This is a genomic window from Pseudonocardia sp. WMMC193 (genome assembly GCF_021728735.1).
GTDB lineage: Bacteria > Actinomycetota > Actinomycetes > Mycobacteriales > Pseudonocardiaceae > Pseudonocardia > Pseudonocardia oroxyli.
The window spans coordinates 442,967-458,035 of the sequence record NZ_JAKKDO010000003.1; the positions used below are offsets into that span (position 1 = coordinate 442,967).

17 protein-coding genes are annotated in these 15,069 nt (G+C 73.7%); 8 read left to right on the forward strand and 9 right to left on the reverse strand.

All coding sequences use genetic code 11. The features are described 5' to 3' along the window. Positions 1-17 precede the first annotated feature (17 nt). Positions 18-1,424, reverse strand: a complete 1,407-nt coding sequence (locus L3X23_RS03460; protein ID WP_237190650.1) for a DHA2 family efflux MFS transporter permease subunit — start codon at positions 1,422-1,424, stop codon at positions 18-20. 80 nt (positions 1,425-1,504) lie between these two features. Between L3X23_RS03460 and L3X23_RS03465 the strand changes: the two genes are divergently transcribed. Then, a complete protein-coding gene (locus tag L3X23_RS03465) occupies positions 1,505-2,044 on the forward strand; it encodes a TetR/AcrR family transcriptional regulator (protein WP_237190651.1) in 540 nt (179 codons plus the stop codon). An 8-nt stretch (positions 2,045-2,052) separates the two neighbouring features. Here the strand turns inward: L3X23_RS03465 and L3X23_RS03470 are convergent, their stop codons facing one another. Next, on the reverse strand, positions 2,053-2,649 hold the full coding sequence (locus L3X23_RS03470; protein ID WP_237190652.1) for a hypothetical protein: 597 nt from the start codon (positions 2,647-2,649) through the stop codon (positions 2,053-2,055). Between the two features lie 89 nt (positions 2,650-2,738). On the opposite strand from L3X23_RS03470, the gene L3X23_RS03475 reads away from it, so the two are divergent. Then, positions 2,739-3,518 carry an SDR family NAD(P)-dependent oxidoreductase gene (locus L3X23_RS03475; RefSeq protein WP_237190653.1) on the forward strand — a complete coding sequence of 260 codons (780 nt, stop codon included), beginning with the start codon at positions 2,739-2,741 and terminating at the stop codon, positions 3,516-3,518. Between the two features lie 213 nt (positions 3,519-3,731). On the opposite strand, the gene L3X23_RS03480 is transcribed toward L3X23_RS03475, so the two are convergent. Both L3X23_RS03480 and L3X23_RS03485 read right to left on the reverse strand, forming a co-directional pair. Continuing rightward, a complete protein-coding gene (locus L3X23_RS03480; protein WP_237190654.1) occupies positions 3,732-4,127 on the reverse strand; it encodes a Fur family transcriptional regulator in 396 nt (131 codons plus the stop codon). Continuing rightward, complete coding sequence (locus L3X23_RS03485) at positions 4,124-4,471, reverse strand: metalloregulator ArsR/SmtB family transcription factor (protein WP_093089364.1); 348 nt, start codon at positions 4,469-4,471, stop codon at positions 4,124-4,126. The genes L3X23_RS03480 and L3X23_RS03485 overlap by 4 nt, the downstream gene beginning before the upstream one ends. 118 nt (positions 4,472-4,589) lie before the next feature. Between L3X23_RS03485 and L3X23_RS03490 the strand changes: the two genes are divergently transcribed. Beyond that, positions 4,590-5,987 carry a glycine--tRNA ligase gene (locus L3X23_RS03490; RefSeq protein ID WP_093089363.1) on the forward strand — a complete coding sequence of 466 codons (1,398 nt, stop codon included), beginning with the start codon at positions 4,590-4,592 and terminating at the stop codon, positions 5,985-5,987. 52 nt (positions 5,988-6,039) lie between these two features. Here the strand turns inward: L3X23_RS03490 and L3X23_RS03495 are convergent, their stop codons facing one another. Together L3X23_RS03495 and L3X23_RS03500 are read right to left on the reverse strand one after the other, a co-directional pair. Next, positions 6,040-7,026: a hemolysin family protein gene (locus L3X23_RS03495; protein ID WP_093089362.1), complete on the reverse strand. Its 987-nt coding sequence runs from the start codon at positions 7,024-7,026 to the stop codon at positions 6,040-6,042. Next, positions 7,023-8,369, reverse strand: coding sequence for a hemolysin family protein (locus L3X23_RS03500; protein WP_237190655.1), 1,347 nt, complete (start codon positions 8,367-8,369; stop codon positions 7,023-7,025). Before L3X23_RS03500 ends, L3X23_RS03495 begins: the two co-directional genes overlap by 4 nt. Before the next feature lie 305 nt (positions 8,370-8,674). On the opposite strand from L3X23_RS03500, the gene L3X23_RS03505 reads away from it, so the two are divergent. The 4 genes from L3X23_RS03505 to L3X23_RS03520 all read left to right on the forward strand — a co-directional run bounded on the left by L3X23_RS03505 (position 8,675) and on the right by L3X23_RS03520 (position 12,334). Continuing rightward, on the forward strand, positions 8,675-9,664 hold the full coding sequence (locus L3X23_RS03505; protein WP_237190656.1) for an XdhC family protein: 990 nt from the start codon (positions 8,675-8,677) through the stop codon (positions 9,662-9,664). Between the two features lie 77 nt (positions 9,665-9,741). After that, positions 9,742-10,359: a YdcF family protein gene (locus L3X23_RS03510; RefSeq protein WP_093089432.1), complete on the forward strand. Its 618-nt coding sequence runs from the start codon at positions 9,742-9,744 to the stop codon at positions 10,357-10,359. Beyond that, positions 10,356-11,630: a deoxyguanosinetriphosphate triphosphohydrolase gene (locus L3X23_RS03515; RefSeq protein WP_237190657.1), complete on the forward strand. Its 1,275-nt coding sequence runs from the start codon at positions 10,356-10,358 to the stop codon at positions 11,628-11,630. Before L3X23_RS03510 ends, L3X23_RS03515 begins: the two co-directional genes overlap by 4 nt. A gap of 149 nt (positions 11,631-11,779) precedes the next feature. Continuing rightward, complete coding sequence (locus L3X23_RS03520; protein ID WP_237190658.1) at positions 11,780-12,334, forward strand: carboxymuconolactone decarboxylase family protein; 555 nt, start codon at positions 11,780-11,782, stop codon at positions 12,332-12,334. A 25-nt stretch (positions 12,335-12,359) separates the two neighbouring features. Here the strand turns inward: L3X23_RS03520 and L3X23_RS03525 are convergent, their stop codons facing one another. From L3X23_RS03525 to sigJ, 3 genes are all read right to left on the reverse strand, one after another. Beyond that, complete coding sequence (locus L3X23_RS03525) at positions 12,360-12,737, reverse strand: DUF732 domain-containing protein (RefSeq protein WP_237190659.1); 378 nt, start codon at positions 12,735-12,737, stop codon at positions 12,360-12,362. A 317-nt stretch (positions 12,738-13,054) separates the two neighbouring features. After that, positions 13,055-13,765: an HNH endonuclease family protein gene (locus L3X23_RS03530; RefSeq protein ID WP_237190660.1), complete on the reverse strand. Its 711-nt coding sequence runs from the start codon at positions 13,763-13,765 to the stop codon at positions 13,055-13,057. Positions 13,766-13,812: 47 nt separating this feature from the next. After that, positions 13,813-14,673 (reverse strand): RNA polymerase sigma factor SigJ, encoded by an 861-nt coding sequence (gene sigJ / locus L3X23_RS03535; RefSeq protein WP_237190661.1) that lies wholly within the window; start codon positions 14,671-14,673, stop codon positions 13,813-13,815. 91 nt (positions 14,674-14,764) lie between these two features. On the opposite strand from sigJ, the gene L3X23_RS03540 reads away from it, so the two are divergent. Further along, positions 14,765-15,067 (forward strand): hypothetical protein, encoded by a 303-nt coding sequence (locus L3X23_RS03540; RefSeq protein WP_176921556.1) that lies wholly within the window; start codon positions 14,765-14,767, stop codon positions 15,065-15,067. Positions 15,068-15,069 lie beyond the last annotated feature (2 nt).

Genomic DNA, 15,069 nt, shown 5'->3' on the forward strand with positions numbered 1-15,069 from the left:
CGCCACTCACGGGTTCGTCAGGCGGGGACGGGCACGACCGGAGGCTCGACGGCGACGGGAGTGGGGCGCCGTCCCGGAAGGAAGAGGGCCGCGACGGCCCCCACCGCCACCACACCGGCGGCGATCCACACCGCGGGCACCAGGCCGTCGACGAACGCCTGGCCGCCCGCGTAGCTGCCGTTCGCCGTGAACACCGCGGTCAGCACCGCGACGCCGAGCGCCACGCCGAGCTCGCGGAGCGTGGAGTTGGCGCCGGAGGCCTTGCCGTGGTCGGCGTCCGGCACACCGGTGATCACCGCGGTGGCGATCGGCGCGAAGGTCAGGCCCATGCCGACCCCGGCCAGCAGGAACGGCGGCACGAGGGTCCCGTAGGACACGTCGACGGAGGTGACCGCGGCGAGCCAGGCGAGCGCGCCCGCCTGCAGCACCATGCCGGTGGCGACCAGCGGACGGGGTCCGACCCGTGCGGTGAGGATCCCCGCGATCGGCGCCACGACCATCGGCGCCAGGGTCCACGGCATGGTCCGCAGGCCCGCCTCGAACGGCGAGAGACCCTGCACCACCTGCAGGAACTGGGCGAGCAGGAACACGGCGCCGAACATCCCGAACGAGAACCCGACGGCGGTCGCGTTGGCCGCCGAGAAGCCGCGGGACCGGAACAGCCGCAACGGGAGCAGGGGCGCCGCCGCCCGCCGCTGCCACGCCGTGAACCCGACCAGGAGGGCCGCGCCGAGGACCAGGCCGCCGATCGTGCGGGCCGAACCCCAGCCCTCGGCGTCGGCCCGGACCACGGTGTAGACCACGGCGAGCACCCCGACGGCGGACAGCAGCAGACCGAGCGGGTCGAGCCTGCGGTCCGGGCCGCGCGACTCGCGCAGCACGACGAGCGCCAGCGGCACCGCCAGCACCCCGAACGGCACGTTCAGCCAGAAGATCCACTGCCAGGCCAGCCCGTCGACCACCGCGCCGCCGACCAGCGGCCCGACCGCGACCCCGAGGCCGGACACCCCGCCCCAGATCCCGATCGCGAGGGCGCGCCGGGCGGGCGGGACCGCTGCGGCCAGCAGCGTCAGCGACAGCGGCATGACCGCCGCCGCGCCGACGCCCTGGACCGCGCGGGCGAGGATGAGCGTGGTCGCGTCGGTCGACAGGGCCGCCGCGGCGGACGCGGCCGTGAACAGCACGATCCCGCCCACGAAGACCCGCCGCCTGCCGATCCGGTCGCCGAGGCCGGACGCGGTGAGCAGGAGCGTGGCGAAGGCGAGGGTGTAGGCGTTCACGACCCACTGGAGGGTCTCCAGCGAGCCGCCGAGCTCGGTGCGGATCACCGGCAGCGCGCCGGTGACCACGAGGTTGTCGAGGGTCGCCATGAACATGGGCAGCGCCGTGGCGAGCACGACGAGCCAGACGGGACGGGGACGCATGGGCTGCTCCGAAGAAGGCATCGACTGATTACTAGCGACCGTAAGGCATCGACTGATAACTTGGCAACGTGCCGCCCAGGATGTCCGCCGAAGACCGTCGCGACCAGGTGCTCGACGCCGCGGTCGCCGCCTTCGCCGAGGGCGGCTACACGGGGACGACCACCGACCAGGTGGCGCGGCGGGCGGGGGTGTCCCAGCCGTACGTCGTGCGGATGTTCGGCACCAAGCAGGCGCTGTTCCTCGCCGCCCACGAGCGCGTGATGGCGCGGCTCGGCGAGGCGTTCGCCGAGGTGGCGCGCGCGGGGGGCGACCAGACCGCGCACGAGCTGGCCCAGGCCTACGTGCAGCTGATCAAGGATCAGGACCTGCTGCGGGTGATGCAGCACGGGTTCAGCCTCGGCGCCGACCCCGACCTCGGGCCCGCCGTGCGCGCGTCGTTCCTGCGGGTCGTGCGCCAGATCCGCGAACTCACCGGGGCCACGGTGGAGGAGACCCGGGACTTCCTCGCGCAGGGCATGCTGATCAACGTGCTCGTGGCGCTGCAGCTGCCCGAACACGCGGGCGACGACCCCGACGCCGCCGCCCTGATCTCCTGCGTGCTGGAGAAGAAGGGCTTCTAGGACAGGTCCTAGTGTCCCACCGGCTCCTCGGACAGGTGCACGATCGGCAGCTCGGCGAGCTGTGCCGGGGTCATCGAGCGCGCCGCCTCCAGGACCCGCGCCTGGGACTCCTGCATCCGGCCGTCGACCAGCCCGGACAGGGCGTAGGAGATCCGGCCGAGCACGCGCACCGTGGTGTCGTCCACACCCGGGCGCGGGGTCGAGACGATCGCGACGCCCGTCGGGTGCCCGTCGTTGGCCTGCGCGATCCCGATGGTGAACGCCTCGCGCGGGTTCACGTGCCGGGACGCGTAGTGGTCCCGCAGGGTCGAGAAGTTCTTGTGGAAGGCCTTGACCTCGTCCTCGAGCTCGAGGCCCTCGACGTCGGCGTCGGTGAGGATCTTCGTGCGGCCGGAGAAGCAGCGCACGTAGCCGACGACCGCGCCGGTCCACAACGCCTCGACCAGCACCGGGTCGGGGCGCGGCACCGCCAAGGCGTTGACCAGGTTCTCACAGCACCGGAGCACGTACTGGAGGTCCTCGAACACCGCCGAGAGCTGCGCGAGCTCGCCCGACTCGGGGGTGTCCAGTCTGCGTACGGCGGAGACCTGCTGCTCGTCGGACATGGCGCGACAGTAACGTCGGTCACAGAGCCCGTGAATCTCGATCTGAGACACAATGCAGATGCATCACCGTTGCTGCGGAAGGAGCGTTCATGGACATCACGGGTGCGTCGGCGATCGTCACCGGCGGGGCGTCGGGGCTGGGCGAGGCCACGGCGCGGCTGCTGGCGCAGCGCGGCGCGAAGGTCGTGGTGCTGGACCTGAACACCGCGCGGGGCGAGAAGGTCGCCGCCGAGGTCGGCGGGGTGTTCGCGAAGGCGGACGTCGCCGACGAGGTGCAGGTCAAGGAGGCCGTCGAGGCGGCGTCGGAGCTCGGACCGCTGCGGATCCTGGTCAACAGCGCGGGCCTCGGCAAGGCCGGCCGGGTGATCGGGCGCGACCTCGAGCCCATCCCGTTGGAGACGTTCGAGTTCGTGATCCGCGTGAACCTGACCGGCACGTACAACTGCACGCGGCTCGCGGCCTCGGCGATGGCCAAGACCGACCCGCTCGCCGACGGGACCTCGCGCGGCGCGATCCTCAACACGGCGTCCGCCGCGGCGTTCGACGGGCAGATCGGCCAGACCCCGTACTCGGCCTCCAAGGGCGGCATCGTGGGCCTGACCCTCCCGCTGGCCCGCGACCTCGCCCGCCACGGGATCCGGGTCAACACCATCGCCCCCGGCCTGATCGACACCCCGATCTACGGCAGCGGCCCCGAGGCCGAGGCGCGCAAGGCGGGGCTGGGGCAGAGCGTGGTCTACCCGAACCGGCTCGGGAGGGCGGAGGAGTACGCGAGCATGGCGGTCGAGGTGCTCACCAACGACTACATGAACGGCGAGACCATCCGGCTCGACGGCGCGATCCGGATGCCGCCGAGCTCGCCGCGCTGAGGGTGGGGGTGCGCGGGGCGCCGGGGGTGCCGGGGGTGCGCCGGGTGACGCTTGGGACGCCCAAGCGTCGCTGAGTGGTGCTTGGGACGCCCAAGCGTCGGGTGAGCGCGTGAGGGAGTGACGCTTGGGACGCCCAGGCGTCGCTGAGTGGTGCTTGGGCGTCCCAAGCGTCAGCCGGCGCGCGTCAGCAGGCGAGCGTTCCGCTGGCGAGGGTCAGCCCGCGGAGCAGGCCCGGCACACGCCGAAGATCTCGACCGTGTGCGTGATCTCGGTGAACCCGTGCCGCTCCGCCATCTCCCCGGCCCACTGCTCCACGGCGGGCGCGTCGATCTCCTCCGCGGCCCCGCACCGCCTGCACACCAGGTGGTGGTGGTGCTCCGCGGACTCGCAGCGCCGGTAGACCGCCTCGCCGCCTGCGCTGCGCAGCACGTCCACCTCGCCGCCGTCGGCCAGGTTCTGCAGGGTGCGGTAGACCGTCGTCAGGCCGATGCCCTCGCCGCGGCGGCGCAGCTCCTCGTGGATCTCCTGGGCCGAGCGGAAGTCCGGCAGCCGGTCCAGCAGCTCGGAGACGGCGGCGCGCTGTTTCGTCGCCCGGACCGCCTTGGTCATGCGTCCTCCTGCACGTGCTCCACCGCGTCGACGACGATGTGGGCGAGATGGTCGTCCACGAGGGAGTACATCACCTCGCGGCCCCTGCGCTCGCCCTCCACCACCCCCGCGGACTTCAGGACGCGCAGGTGCTGGCTGATCAGGGGCTGGGTGACGCCCAGGGCGTCGACCAGGTCGTGGACGCAGCGCGGGGAGTCCCGCAGCTGCATCACGATCGCGATCCGGACGGGGGCGGCGAGCGCCCGCAGCAGGTCCCCGGCCGCGGTCAGCGTGCGCGGGGGCAGCGGCGGGGTGGGCTCGGCGACGGGGCACAGGACCCCGGCGTGCTCGCGGGTCGCGGTCATGCGCCCATGATAGTGGTTTTCATGTAGCACCGGTCGGAACCCGCCGGCCCCCGCTCGATACCCTCTTATGCGCCGCCCCGCATCCGGCGGGGATCACCCGTTTCCCAGGAGTACCCCCGTGGCAAGCAAGCCGACCTCTGCCAAGATCGAGACCATCGTCGCGCTGGCCAAGCGCCGCGGATTCGTCTTCGCGTCGGGGGAGATCTACGGCGGTACCCGCTCGGCGTGGGACTACGGGCCCCTGGGCGTGGAGCTCAAGGAGAACATCAAGCGGCAGTGGTGGAAGACCATGGTCACCGGCCGGGAGGACGTCGTCGGGCTGGACTCGTCGGTCATCCTGCCGCGCCAGGTGTGGGTCGCCTCCGGCCACGTCGGGGTGTTCAACGACCCGCTGGTCGAGTGCCTGTCCTGTCACAAGCGGTTCCGCGCGGACCAGCTGGCGGAGGAGTACGTCGAGCGCACGGGCAAGGCGGCGACCGAGGACGACCTGTCGGACGTGCCCTGCCCGAACTGCGGCACCCGCGGCCAGTACACCGCCCCGCAGGACTTCAACATGATGCTCGAGACCCACCTCGGCCCGGTGAAGACCGAGGAGGGTCTCGCCTACCTGCGCCCGGAGACGGCGCAGGGCATCTTCGTGAACTTCCTGAACGTGCAGACCACCGCGCGCAAGAAGCCGCCCTTCGGCATCGGCCAGATGGGCAAGAGCTTCCGCAACGAGATCACGCCGGGCAACTTCATCTTCCGCACGCGCGAGTTCGAGCAGATGGAGATGGAGTACTTCGTCGAGCCGGGCACCGACGAGGAGCTGCACCAGTACTGGATCGACGAGCGCACGCGCTGGTACACCGACCTGGGCATCTCGGCCGAGAACCTGCGGCACTACGAGCACCCCAAGGAGAAGCTCTCCCACTACTCGAAGCGGACCGTGGACATCGAGTACCGCTTCCAGTTCACCGGCCAGGAGTGGGGCGAGCTCGAGGGCATCGCCAACCGCACGGACTTCGACCTGACGACGCACTCCAACCACTCGGGCGTCGACCTGTCCTTCTACGACCAGAACACCAAGGAGCGCTACCGCCCCTACGTGATCGAGCCCGCCGCCGGTGTGGGGCGCTCGATGATGGCCTTCCTCATCGAGGCCTACCACGAGGAGGAGGCGCCGAACGCCAAGGGCGGCACCGACAAGCGCGTCGTGCTGCGGCTCGACCGGCGCCTCGCCCCGGTCAAGGCGGCCGTGCTCCCGTTGTCCCGCAACGCCGACCTCTCGCCCAAGGCGCGCGAGCTCGCAGCGGCGCTGCGCAAGCACTGGAACATCGAGTTCGACGACGCGGGCGCCATCGGCCGCCGCTACCGCCGCCAGGACGAGATCGGCACGCCCTTCTGCATCACCGTCGACTTCGACACCCTGACCGACGACGCGGTGACCATCCGCGAGCGGGACAGCATGAGCCAGGAGCGCATCCCGCTGGCCGAGGTGGAGAGCTACCTGGCGACCCGCCTGCTGGGCTGCTAGGTCGCCGGCGCCCTGACCGCCGTCCGTGGCGGTCAGGGCACCGAGGCGAATTTCAGGCGGGCAGCAGCCGGTCCACGACGTCCTGCATCGTGACCAGGCCCAGGAGGGTGCCCCCCGAGGTGACCAGCGCGAGCTGGCCGCGCTTCTCGCGCATCGTGCCGAGTGCCGCGAAGACGGGGGTCTCCGCGTCGAACGAGAGCACCTCCCGCAGCAGGTCGCGCGCGGTCGTGGTCTCGGGCCTGCCCAGGGTGTCCCGGACGTGCACGAACCCGACGACCTCGGCGCCGTTCCACACCACCAGCCGCAGGTGGCCCGATCGGCGGGACACCTCCCGCACGGTCTCGACGGTGTCGGTGCACTGCACCCCGGCGGGGTCGCCGTGCACCAGCGACGAGATCGGCGCCCGGTCCAGCTCCAGCGCCGTGACGAGCTGGGCGCGCCGCTCCTCGTCGAGCGCACCTGCCCGCGCGGAGTGGTCGACCAGCTGGCGCAGGTCGTCCGGGTTGCGGCCGCCCGCCATCTCGTCGACCGGCTCCACGCCCACGCGGTGCAGACACCAGTTCGCCATGCCGTTGAGCGTCACCAGCAGCGGCCGGGTCACGAACATGAACGCGCGCATGGGCAGTGCCAGCAGCGTGGCGGACTGCTCGGGGTGCGCGATCGCCCAGGACTTCGGGGCCATCTCCCCGACGACGAGGTGCAGGAACGTGACGAACACCAGGGACAGCACGAAGGACGCCACCCCGGCGGCCGCGGCGGGGATGCCCCAGCCCAGCAGGACCGGCTCCAGCGCGTAGTCCACGGCGGGCTTGGTGATCGCACCGAGCGCCAGCACGCAGAGCGTGATGCCGAGCTGCGACCCGGCCAACAGCAGCGAGATGTCCTTCGCGCTGCGCAGCGCCGCCCTGGCCGAGGCGGACGTGTCCGCCATCTCCTCCAGCCGGTACCGCCGCGCCGCGACCAGGGCGAACTCGATGGCGACGAAGAACGCGGACGCCGCGATCAACGCGATCGAGACGACGATCTCCACCCAGCTCACGACTGCTCCTCCAGGACCGCCGGGCGGATCCGCACCTGCTCCGGCACCCGCCGCTCCACGGCCAGCACCTCGATGTCGACGGCCCGGTCGGGCTCGTCGTCCTCCGCGCCGGCGTGCCGGGGCAGGACCACCCGCACGGTGTCGCCGGGCTCGGGCAGCCGCTGCAGCTCGGCGATCACCAGGCCGCTGATGGTCTCGTACTCGCCCTCCGGGAGGTCGGCGTCCAGCAGCCTGCCGACCTCGTCGACGTGCATGGTGCCGGGCACGCGCCACCCGTCCGCCACGTCGAGCGGCTGGTCGGTGAGCGCCGGGTCGTGCTCGTCGGTGATCTCGCCGACGAGCTCCTCGGCGATGTCCTCCAGCGTGACGACGCCCGCCAGGCCGCCGTACTCGTCGACGACGGCGGCGAACTCGTCGTCCGCCTCGCGCAGCGCCTGGACGACGGCGGGCAGCGGCAGCGACGCCGGGACGACCACGGCCCGCCGCATCACCGCCGAGACCGGGGTGGTCGACGTGTCGCCGGTGAGGGCCAGCAGGTCCCGCAGGCAGATCACGCCCACGACCTCCTCGCCCGACTCGTCGAGCACCGGGTAGCGGGAGTGGCCCGCGGCCATGGCGTCCGCCAGCTCGGGGATGAGCAGGTCGGACTTGACCGAGGTGACCCGCGGCCGCGGGATCATCGCCGCGCGCACCGGGCGGTCGGAGAAGTCCAGCACCCGGTCGAGCATGATCGACAGGTCGGAGCGCAGGTCGCCGCTGTCCCGGGACTCGTCGATGATCGCCTCGAGGTCGCGCGGGGTCGCCGCGTGCTCGACGTCGTGCACCGGCTCGATCCGCAGCAGCTTGAGCAGCAGGTTGGACGCGGCGTCGAACACCGTGACCAACCAGCCGAACACGGCCAGGTAGAGGTTGGTGGGCACGGCCAGCCTGCGGGCGACGGGCTCGGGCCGGGCGATGGCGAGGTTCTTCGGGAACAGCTCGCCGAACACCATCTGCACGCCGGTGGAGATCAGCAGCGCGAGCACCGTGCCGAGGGCGACCGCCCAGCCCGCGCCGCCGAGCAGCTCGCCGACGCCCGCGCCGATCAGCGGCTCGGCGACGTAACCGACCAGGAGACCGGTCACGGTGATGCCGAGCTGGGCGCCCGAGAGCATGAAGGAGGTGCGGTTGGTGACCGTCAGGGCGCGTTCCGCGCCCTTGTCACCCTGTGCCGCCCGGGCTTTGAGCCGCGAGCGGTCCACCGCCATGTACGCGAACTCCTGGGCGACGAAGAAGCCGGTCAGCGCGGTGATCGCGACGACGACCAGCAGGCCGAGGAGGATGCCGAGAACTGTCATCAGCATGGGGTCCGTCCGTGCGGGACGGTGCCGGTACTACAGGAGGGGTCCATGGCTCCGGGTATGTGAAGAAGGTCCGTTTCTCGAACGGCTCAACGGCGATGATGCCGAATCCGTTCCCGAAACGCATCCTGATGTCGGTCACCGGTCCCTCGAGGCGGGACGGTTCACCCGGCAGGGGGCCCGATCGACCGCGGTCGAGGATACGGGAGGCGCGCCGCCGGGCGTGTGCCGGTGCCCGCCGGGCGACGCGGCGGGCTCGCGGGTCCGCGGTCCGCGCACCTGTCGGTGGGCGTGGCTACCCTGACGCCATGAGCACCGATCCGCGTCGTGAGCTGGGCGCCGCGCTGCGGCGGTGGGTCCGCGAGGGGGTCGGCTCCGTCGGGGTCGTGCGGGTGCTGGACCGGCACGGGTTCGGCACCGTCGAGTCCGGCCAGCTGGTCGCCGCCGCGGGGGGTGAGACCGCGGGGCTGCTCTACCGGGGCGCCCTGGACCCGGCCGCGCTGCCGCTCGCGGCCGCCGCGGCGCAGACCCCCGAGACCCGCAAGGCCCACGTCGCGGAGCCGGACGCGCTGAGCGCCGGGCTCGCCTGCGCGGGCGGTGCCACCCTGCTCGGGCACCCGCTGCCCGCGGCACTCGCCGAGGTCCTGGGCGCGGCGCTGGAGCAGGCCCGCCCGGCCGCGCTGCTGAGCACCGTCGACGGGTCGGCCACCGCCGTGCTGACCGGCCCGGACCTGCAGGAGCAGGTCGGGGACCCGGTGGCCGAGGAGGCCGTCGAGGCCGCCCGCGGATGGCTGCGGCGCGGCGCCACCCACACCGAGACCGTCGCGGACGTGCTGGTCGACCTGTGGGTCCCGGTGCCGTCGGTCCTGGTCGTGGGCTCGGGCGCGATCGGCGAGGCGCTGCTCGCGCAGGGGGCGCTGCTGGGCTGGACCGGCCGCACCGTCACCGAGCTCGACGAGGCGGTCGCGGCGGTGGAGGCGTTCACGGATGCGGACGTCGTCGTGCTGCTCGACCACGCCCCCCGGTTCGACGCGATGCTGCTGGCCGGGCTGCGGCACGGCCGCGGGTTCCTCGGCGCGCTCGGCTCCCGCCGCACCCAGGCCGCCCGCCGCGAGCGGCTGCTGGCCGCCGGCGTCACCGAGGACGAGCTCGCCGCGATCCACGGGCCCGTCGGGCTCGACCTGGGGGCCCGCACCCCGGCGGAGACGGCGGTGTCCATCGTCGCCGAGGTCCTCGCGGCCCGGTCCGGGCGCGCCCCCGCCGCACTGGCCGCGTCCGGCGGGCGGATCGGCGGGTGAGCGTCCCCACGCGGCGCCCGCCCGAGCCGCCGACCGAACCGCTCCGCCGGGAGCCCCGCCGCCGCGCGCGCACCGGGCTGGGGTGGGTCGCCCGCGCCGTCGTGGGCACGCTCCTGGTCGGGGCGATCATCCTGGGCGGCACGCTGTTCCGGGTGTGGCAGACCGCGCGGGTGGACGGGGACCGCCCGGTCGACGCGGTGATCGTCCTGGGTGCCGCGCAGTACGACGGGCAGCCCAGCCCGATCTTCGCCTGGCGCCTCGAGCACGCCGCGCAGCTGTACAAGGAGGGTCTGGCCCCGCGCGTCGTCACGGTCGGCGGCTCCCGGGTGGGGGACGAGTACACCGAGGCCGAGGCCGGCACCCGCTACCTGGTCCGGCAGGGCGTCCCCGCGAGCGCGATCACCACGGTCGCCGAGGGCCGGGACACGCTCGGCAGCCTGCAGGCCGTGGCCGCCCGGGCGCAGCGGGACGGGTGGGAGACCGCGCTGATCGTCAGCGACCCGTGGCACTCGCTGCGGGCCCGCACCATGGCCCGGGACTCGGGGCTGGAGGCATGGACGTCGCCGACCCGCAGCGGCCCGGTCGTCCAGACGCGGGAGACGCAGGCGAAGTACATCCTCCGCGAGACCGCCGCGCTGCTGTACTACCGGGTGACCCACGCCTCGGCGGAGACCACGGACACCGGACTGGGATGAGCTACTCGGACCACGACCGGGAACGGCTGCGGCCCGAGCCGCCGAAGGGATCCGGGATCGGGCGGCGCAGCGCGTTCTCGCGCGACCGCGCCCGCGTGCTGCACTCGGCCGCGCTGCGCAGGCTGGCCGGGAAGACGCAGGTCGTGGGGCCGGGGGAGGCCGCGGACATCACCGGCATCCCGCGCACCCGGCTGACCCACTCCCTGGAGGTCGCGCAGATCGGCCGGGGCATCGCCGAGGAGCTGGGCTGCGATCCGGACGTCGTCGACACCGCGGGGCTGGCCCACGACATCGGGCACCCGCCCTTCGGGCACAACGGCGAACGCGCGCTGGACGAGATCGGCGCGGCCTGCGGCGGATTCGAGGGCAACGCGCAGACGCTGCGGATCCTCACCCGGCTCGAGCCCAAGGAGACCGACGGGGGCCTCAACCTCACCCGCGCCACCCTCGACGCGAGCTGCAAGTACCCCTGGCTGCGCCGCGGGGACACCCGCAAGTTCGGCGCCTACGCCGAGGACGCGGAGGTGTTCGCCTGGGTCCGGGAGGGGGCGCCCGCCGAGCACCGCTGCCTCGAGGCGCAGGTCATGGACTGGTCGGACGACGTCGCCTACTCCGTGCACGACGTCGAGGACGGGATCCTCTCCGGCCGGATCGACCTCGCCGCCCTGGGCTCCCCGGAGGAGCGGGCGATGCTCGCCCAGCTCGCGGGCACCCACTTCGGCGCCGATCCCGCGGCGTGCGAGACCGCGGCGGAGGTGCTCGCCAAGCTGCCGGTCGTCGAGGCGGTCATGGGTTTCGAGACGGCCTCGGCGCCGGTCCAGGCCCACGTCGCGCTGAAGCGGCTGACCAGCGAGCTGGTGGGCCGGTTCGTCCGGGCGGCCACCGACGCCACGCTGCACGCCGTCGGCGGCGGCCCCGTCCCGATGGTCGACTCCGCACGCTCCGTCTCCGTACGCCGCTACACCGCCGACCTGATCGTGCCCGCGGACTCCGCCGCCGAGGTCGCGCTGCTCAAGGCGGTCGCGCTGCGCTACGTCATGCAGGACCCGGAGCGCCGCGCCATGCAGACCCGGCAGCGCGACCTGCTCACCGAGCTCGCCGAGGCCCTCCTGGCGGGTGCCCCCGGCACCCTGGACCCGGTGCGGGCGGGGGAGTGGGCCGCCGCCCCGGACGACCGCGCCCGCCTGCGCGTCGTCGTCGACCAGATCTCGGTGCTGACGGACGCCGGCGCCGTCGCCTGGCACCGCCGCTTCGCGGCCCGTGCGCGGTAAGTGGTGCCAGAGCACCACTTACCGCGCACGAGCGCCGGAGGCGCGGATCACCTCACGTTTCCGGCCGCCGCGTCGTCTCCCGGGTGAGCGGCGCTCCCCGAGCGTCACCGAGTGGGCGCCGGAACGTCCCGTGCGTCCGAGGAGGAGCCATGGCCCGGATCCCCGCCGTCCCCGAGAGCGAGGCCGGTGTGCTCGGCCGGTTCGTGTACCGCCTGGCGCGCAAGCGGTTCGGGCTGGTGCCCGAACCCGTCGCGATCGCCCGACACCACCGCGGGCTGTTCTGGTCGGGGCTGGTCGCCGAGCTGGCGCTGGAGAAGGCGGCGACGCGCCTGCCCGCCCGGGTGCGGGAGATCGCCGTCTACCGGACGGCGACCGTCGTCGGCTGCGCGTGGTGCGTGGACTTCGGCACCATGCTGCAGCGGCTGGAGGGCCTCGACGTCGAGCGGCTGCGACGCATCGCCGACTTCGCGACCGACCCGACCTACACCGCCGCCGAGCGCCTCGCCATCCGCTACGCGGACGCGATGACGGCCACCCCCACCACCGTGACCGACGCGCAGGTCGCGGAGCTGGAGGCGGAGTTCGGCCGGGCCGGGCTGCTGGAGCTGACGCAGGTGATCGCGGTCGAGAACCAGCGGGCGCGGGCCAACCACGCCCTCGGCATCGTGGACCAGGGCTTCGACGCCGCCTGCGCCGTCCGCTAGTCCGGCAGCATCGGGTGGGGCGGTGTCATTCGGTGGGGCAGTACGCCGCGGTCGCGGCCTCGACGAGCAGCCGGGCGTCCCGGGTGGTGAAGCCGGCGGAGACCGCGTCCGACACCAGTTCGCTCCGGGACGACCCGTCCGCCAGGGCCGCGCAGACGCCGTGGCCCAGGTCGATCAGGACGTCCTCGGGGATCGCGTCGAACGACGGGCGCGCGGCGAGCGTGCCGAGGAAGACCCGGTCCCCGGTGCTGGCGGCCGTCGGGTCGGAGCGGGCGTCCGGCCGGGCCGCCGAGAGCGCCGCCGCGCCCACCCCGACGATCCCCGCCCCGGACAGCACGATCACCGCGCACAGCGTGGCGGGCAGCACCCAGGCGGGCACCCGGGTACGCGGCGCGTCCGGCATCGGCGGGAGGTACGGCGGCGGGGGCCGGAGCGCGTGTCGCGGTCCGACGACCGGCGTCGGGTGACCCGTCGGCCCGCCGACCTGCGCGGGCCCCCGCTCGACGGGTGGGCGCGGGCCGGGGATCGGTGGGACCGGTGCGGCGTGCCGGGGACCTGGCACCCACGGATCGCCCGCGGTGTGGCCCGGCCGCGGCGCCCGGGCGGACGGCGCGGCCCGGTGTCGCGGCGCTCCCGCCGCAGGCGGTCCCTCGTGCTCGGTCATCGTGTCCCCCCGGACCTCGTTCCCCACCCGACTCATCGCCCCCCGGCGGCCGGGTCTTACGCCCCGGTCGAGTGAACCCCGGGGATCCCGTCCGCGTCCACCGGGAGCGGCTCGCCCGGGCAGCCTGCCAACACGCGGGCGACGGCGTCGTGCTCGGCCTGGGTGACCCAGAGCGCGTACTTGGCCTTCACCGCGACCTGCCGGGCGACGTACGCGCACCGGTAGTCACGGTTCGGCGGCAGCCAGGTGGCAGCGTCCCCGTCGCCCTTGCCGTTGTTGGTCGGCCCGTCGACGGCGAGCAGGTTGAGCGGGTCGTTGCCCAGCCGCTCCCGGGCGTCCGGGTCGAGCTGCTGGGCGCCCTTCTGCCAGGCGTCCGACAACGCGACGACGTGGTCGATCTGCACCGCCGAGCTCGTGTCGGCGCCGCGGGTGAACAGCAGGTTCTTCCCGGTGTAGGGGTCCGCGAGCAGGCCCGTCAGCACCACGCAGTCCCGTGTGCCCGGCTTGAAGGTCTCGTCGGTCATGTCCCGGGCGAGGACGTCGTTGCGCTGGTCGCAGCCGTTGCGGTCGACGTCCGCCCAGCGCTGGCCGAACTCGTCGCGGTCGTAGCCCGTCTTGGGCGCGCGCCCCTTGACCGGCAGCGTGGCGAGGGCGTCGGCGGCGGAGCCGACCGGCTGCGCCTCGGGCAGCGCGAGGTACCGGTCGGCCAGGGAGCCGCAGCCGGACAGCAGGAACAGGGAGAGCAGGAGGGGGACGAGAACGCGCACCGGACGATCCAACCCGCTGCGCCACGTGTCACCACGCTGACACGCCGTCACCACCAGGGGTGGAGCTTGTCCGGGTTCATCACCTGCCGCGCGGCCGTGATCCGGCCGTCCGCGTCCACGGTGAAGGCGGTCACCGACGCGGCGACCCCGTCCGCGGCCGGCGTCGCGAGGCCGGGCTCGCCGTTGACCAGCACGGTCGTCCAGCCGCTCATCTCGAAGGAGTACTTCGCGAACAGCCCGGCGAGGAAACGGCCGACCTTGTCCGCTCCCACCAGGGGGCGCAGGGCCGTCGCGACCCGGCCGCCACCGTCGCTGGTGAACGTGATGTCCGGGTGCAGGAGGCTCACCACCGCCTGCCAGTCGCCCCGGGCCAGCGCCGCACCGAACTCGGCCAGCACCCGCTGCTCGGTCGCGGCCGGGGCCCGGGCGGGCACGGGAGCCGAGGCGAGCGAGCGCCGGGCCGCGGCGGCGTGCTGTCGCGCCGCGTCCGCCGAGCAGCCCAGCACCTCGCCGATCTCGGCGTACCGCGTGCCCAGCGCCTCGTGCAGCACGAACGCCACTCGCTGGGCGGGGGTCAACCGGTCCAGCAGCAGCACCGCGGCGAGGCGCACGTCCTCACCGCGGACGACGGCGGCGAGCGGCCCCTCGTCGTCCGGCGCGGTCACCAGCGGCTCGGGCAGCCACGGCCCCACGTAGGTCTCCCGGCGCGCGGTCGCGGACGTCAGCCGGTCCAGGCAGATCCGGGCCACCACCGTCGTCAGCCAGGCTCGGGGCTCCCGCACGTCCGAGGCCCGCGACCACCGGAACCAGGCCTCCTGGACCGCGTCCTCGGCGTCGGCCAGGCTGCCGGTGATCCGGTAGCCGACCCGCAGCAGATGGGGGCGGTGTTCCTCGAAGTCCGTCGCCACAGCGGGTCACCTTGTCACTCGTCCGAATGACGGAGAACTTCTTACCCCCGTCCGATGTAACGCTCAGGTCCGCGGAGGAGATTCGTGAGGCATGAACATCCTCTCGGACGTGGTGACCGTCGCCGGTGTCAGCGCCGGGATCGTGCTGCTCCTCGCGCTCGCCGTCGCCCCGTGGCTGACCGAGCTGCCCGCCCCGCGCAAGCGGGACCTGCCGACCGACGCGCAGGGCTCGCTGCCGCGCACCGAGACCGCGGAGCCGCAGGTCGCGCTCCCCGCTCAGGGTGCGGCGCGCGGCACGGTGGCTGTGCGCGAGGCGCAGATCGTGCTCCCCGTGCAGCGCACCGCCGTCGCGATCGCCCTCCCCGGCCAGCGGGCCGCCACCCACCTGAGCTGACG